The 4,414-nt window shown below is 39.4% G+C and carries 3 protein-coding genes; 2 read left to right on the top strand and 1 reads right to left on the bottom strand.

The window, feature by feature from the left end; genetic code table 11:
• Window positions 1–101: 101 nt before the first annotated feature.
• Window positions 102–1,490, bottom strand: coding sequence for an amino acid permease (locus BFU02S_RS14880; protein WP_066372333.1), 1,389 nt, complete (start codon window positions 1,488–1,490; stop codon window positions 102–104).
• 262 nt (window positions 1,491–1,752) lie between these two features.
• On the opposite strand from BFU02S_RS14880, the gene BFU02S_RS14875 reads away from it, so the two are divergent.
• Window positions 1,753–2,991: a PucR family transcriptional regulator gene (locus BFU02S_RS14875; RefSeq protein ID WP_066372332.1), complete on the top strand. Its 1,239-nt coding sequence runs from the start codon at window positions 1,753–1,755 to the stop codon at window positions 2,989–2,991.
• A gap of 132 nt (window positions 2,992–3,123) precedes the next feature.
• On the top strand, window positions 3,124–4,257 hold the full coding sequence (gene ald, locus BFU02S_RS14870; protein WP_066372331.1) for an alanine dehydrogenase: 1,134 nt from the start codon (window positions 3,124–3,126) through the stop codon (window positions 4,255–4,257).
• The last annotated feature ends 157 nt before the right edge of the window (window positions 4,258–4,414 follow it).

Here is a 4,414-nt window from a genome sequence, read left to right as displayed (position 1 = left end):
TAATTCACGAATCCGTATTTGTTATTAACCAATAGAAGCTGCCTATGAAAAGTATTCCTTATAAACGAAAAGGAGACCCCAAATTTTAGGGTCTCCCTTAATTATCCGGCATGTTCTTCTTTTGCTTCTGAAGCACTTCGATGATTAAAGCCTTTTATATAGTAAATTGCTACTAATAGAATAATAAAGACCGGTCCGACAATGATAGCAACTCGTTGATCTGGGTTGATCGCCATGACAACCAGAACAAGTACTAAAAATGCAAGTGAAAGATAATTAGAGAATGGGTACAACGGAAGCTTGTACTTGAATTTACTTAGTGCCTCCGGCTTCATTGTTTTACGGTGGCGAAGCTGCGAAAGCAAGATAATTCCCCATGTCCAAATGGCTGTAAAGGTTCCGATACTTGTTACATAAGTAAACACCTTGGCAGGAACCAGATAGTTCAGGATGACTCCAATTAATAAAACAGCAGCCGAAGCAATAATTGCCAGCCCTGGAACACCGGACTTTGTAATCTTTACTAGATTTTTCGGAGCCTCTCCATGGCATGCCAGGTCAAAGAGCATCCTTCCCGTACTAAAAATTCCGCTATTACAGGAAGACAGAGCAGCTGTCAATACAACAAAGTTAATGATTCCAGCCGCGCCTTTAATTCCGATCTGCTCAAACGTCAAGACAAACGGGCTTCCTTTAGAGCCAATTTCATCCCAGGGATAGATGGACATGATAACAAACAGCGCACCAACATAAAAGATAAGAATTCGGTAAAATACAGAGTCAACTGCTCTGGCAAGAGTTTTCTCGGGGTTCTTAACCTCTCCTGCCGTAACGCCGATCATTTCAATTCCTAGATAAGCAAACATTACCATTTGAAGCGACATTAAAAGCCCTTTTATTCCATGCGGAAAAAGTCCTCCGTGGCTCCATAGGTTTTTAATTCCAGTAGCCACGCCGCCATTAGCAAAGCCAAAAAGAATCATTCCTAAACCTACAATGATCATGGCACAAATCGTAACAATTTTAATGAGTGCAAACCAGAATTCCAATTCCCCGTATAATTTAACAGCAAGAAAGTTCACAATCGTCATAATGACAAGCGCGGCAAGTGCCCATGCCCAACCGGGTGTACCCGGAAACCAATATTGCATATACACACCAACAGCGGTGATTTCTGCCATACAGGTTACTACCCAAAGGAACCAATAATTCCAGCCTGTTAGGAATCCTGCCAGCGGTCCCAAATAATCGCGGGCGTATTTCCCGAATGAACCCGCAACAGGTTTTTGAATCGCCATTTCCCCAAGGGCTCTCATGATAAAAAACATGATCAGACCTGCTAAGGCATATCCAACGATAATTCCTGGACCTGCCATTTTGATTGCGGAGGCTGAGCCTAAGAACAGCCCCACACCGATCGCTGCTCCAAGCGACATTAAATTAATATGTCTCTCTTCTAAGCCGCGATGAAGTTCTTTTTTATTGCTCATTTACTTCTCCCCCTTTAAATGTTCCTATACAAAAGTAATAATGTTTTTAATAAATTATTAAAAGCCTCCTTTTTGCCTATGATTGCGCTTTCATTAAAAATTAACTCAAAAATTCACTTTTTTATAAATAAACAGAAATTATATTACAATTTTAGTATACTAGATATTTTTATGTGAAACAACATGAAATTCAGTATATTTTTTTGTAAAATTAAACAAAGTGATAAAAATATGTTTTTCTTCATTACTGGGGGTTTTTATTTTGAATAATAGATGTAATGATCCTTTTAAGACGGCATTCGATAGTTTAGATGAGTATGCGGACTTGATCAGCCAAGTACTAAAGTGTCCTGTCACCATTGAAGATGCCAACCATCGGCTGCTTGCATACAGTACTCACGATGAACGTACCGATCCCGCTAGAATTTCTACCATCATCGGCCGCAGAGTTCCGGAAAAGGTCATTAATCAATTATGGAAGGAAGGGACCATCCCGGCCCTTTTAAAAACAAAAGACCCGATACGGGTTAAAAACATGGATGAGATCGGCCTAGGCAACCGAGTAGCCATCTCAATATGGAAACAAGAAGAGGTATTAGGGTTTATTTGGGCTTTGGAAATCAATAAATCGTTTACCGATGAGGATTTCACCCTGTTAAAAAAAGCAGCGGAAGCCGTAAAAAATAAACTTTTGCAGCTGCAAACGAGAAAAAATAAAAAGGAAGAGCGCTCGCAGGAGTTTTTTTGGAAATTGCTAACAGGTCATTTAAAAAACCGGGAAGAGATCATCGAACATTTTCATGCATTGCAAATAACACCCGTTACGTCCTTTGCCGTTCTTGTATTCCAGTTTCAAGAAAATATAACCAGTAAAGAAGAGCAGTCCATTTCCTATTTACTGAAAACGAGTCAGCGCTTGAAAATACCTCTTTATACGATTGACTGCAATCAGCTGATTTTGTTAACCTCAACCGATTATATCGACAATCCTGTTCAGGAGCTTGATTACTTTTGTGAAAATTTTGTTATGAAAATGAAGGAACGCTTCAAAATTAATCATATTACCCCAGCTTCAAGCAGTATGTATAAGGACTATGAAAAAATCGGCAAAGCCTACGAAGAAACATTATCGGTATTATCTGTTAAGGAGAAATTTCCTTCTGAAACGGCTGATATATACAACTACCAGCGGCTTGGGATTTACCAATTTTTCGATCATCTTTTAGAGAAAAGAAAAATGAGCGAATATGAAAACTATTCGTTAAAAAAGCTTCATGAATATGATCAAAAGCATCATAGCAATCTTGTTGAAACATTAGAAGTTTTTTTAAACAATGACCAAAACATTCATACTGCCGCAAAGGAATTAAATGTCCATGCGAATACACTCAATTATCGCTTAAAACGAATCAGCGAAATTGGCGAAATCAACTTCAAGGATCCGAATCAAAAGGTGATGTTGTTCATTGATTTAAAATTAGAAAAGTATTTAGAGAAGTAGGGTTTGTCTATTTGTGATTTTCTCCAAAAAAGACTTATATCTTTCTCCTTTATGAACAAAGAAATTTCCATGAAAACGATTTATACTTACCTCATAGTGATACTTCTGATTCATAAAGGAGAGGAAATTTTAATGTATATTGGGATTCCTAAGGAAATTAAAAATAATGAAAATCGTGTAGCGCTTACGCCTGCGGGTGTTGTTTCATTTGTAAATGCCGGACATACTGTATTGGTAGAAAACAATGCAGGTCTTGGAAGCGGTTTCACTAACGAGGATTATGCAAAATCTGGTGCGCAAATTATTGAAAGCGCTGAACAGGTTTGGAAACAGGCAGATATGATCATGAAAGTCAAAGAGCCGCTTGCAAGTGAATATCAATATTTCCGTCCTGGATTAGTATTATTTACCTATCTGCATCTTGCTGCAGAACCTGCTTTGGCAGAAGCTTTAAAGAACAGCGGTGTTATCGCAATCGCTTATGAAACCGTATCTGTTAACAGAACTCTTCCGTTATTAACGCCGATGAGTGAGGTTGCTGGAAGAATGGCCCCGCAAATCGGAGCACAGTTCTTACAAAAGAATAACGGCGGACAAGGGATTCTTCTTGCCGGCGTGCCTGGCGTGAACCGCGGAAAAGTAACGATTATTGGCGGAGGTATTGTAGGTACAAATGCTGCGAAAATAGCTGTTGGCCTAGGTGCAGATGTGACCATCATCGACTTAAGCGCAGAGCGGCTTCGTCAGCTGGACGATATTTTTGGAAATCAAGTAAAAACCTTAATGTCCAACCCATATAATATTGCCGAAGCTGTCCGTGAGGCGGACCTTTTAATTGGCGCTGTTCTGATTCCTGGAGCCAAGGCACCGAAATTGGTCACTGAAGAAATGGTTAAATCCATGAAACCAGGTTCGGTTATCGTCGACGTAGCGATTGACCAAGGCGGTATTGTAGAAACAGACGACCATGTCACAACACATGATAATCCAACCTTTGAAAAATATGGCGTCATCCACTACTCTGTTGCCAATATGCCGGGAGCTGTTCCAAGAACATCTACTATCGCCTTAACAAATGTAACAGTGCCATATGCATTGCAAATTGCCAATAAAGGAGTTTACAAGGCAATCATCGAAAACCATGCCTTAAAGCTTGGTGTAAACGTAGCAAACGGAGAAATCACTTACGAAGCAGTAGCAAAAGATTTAGGCTATACCTATGTTCCTGTTGAAAAAGCCTTAGAAAGAGAATTGGAAGCTATTTAATTGAAAAGAAAACGCATTAGGATTCTTATGAATTCTAGTGCGTTTTTTGTTGTTATGGCAGAAAGAATCTTTTTGGGTCTACGGGGGATAAAGCCTGAATAAGAAAAAAAGGAAATTGACCTTTACAGCTACGATGAAGGACAAATCCAGAGCGAGC

It is taken from the genome of Neobacillus fumarioli NBRC 102428 (assembly GCF_001591485.1).
Lineage (GTDB): Bacteria > Bacillota > Bacilli > Bacillales > Cytobacillaceae > Neobacillus > Neobacillus fumarioli.
Note: the sequence above shows the minus strand (reverse complement) of the source record. Positions and strands in the feature narration are given on the sequence as shown.

What these genes read in the sequence shown, in the direction of transcription:
- BFU02S_RS14880 (WP_066372333.1), bottom strand. Translation starts at nt 1,490, where the DNA reads ATGAGCAATAAAAAAGAACTTCATCGCGGCTTAGAAGAGAGACATATT.
- ald (WP_066372331.1), top strand. Translation starts at nt 3,124, where the DNA reads ATGTATATTGGGATTCCTAAGGAAATTAAAAATAATGAAAATCGTGTA.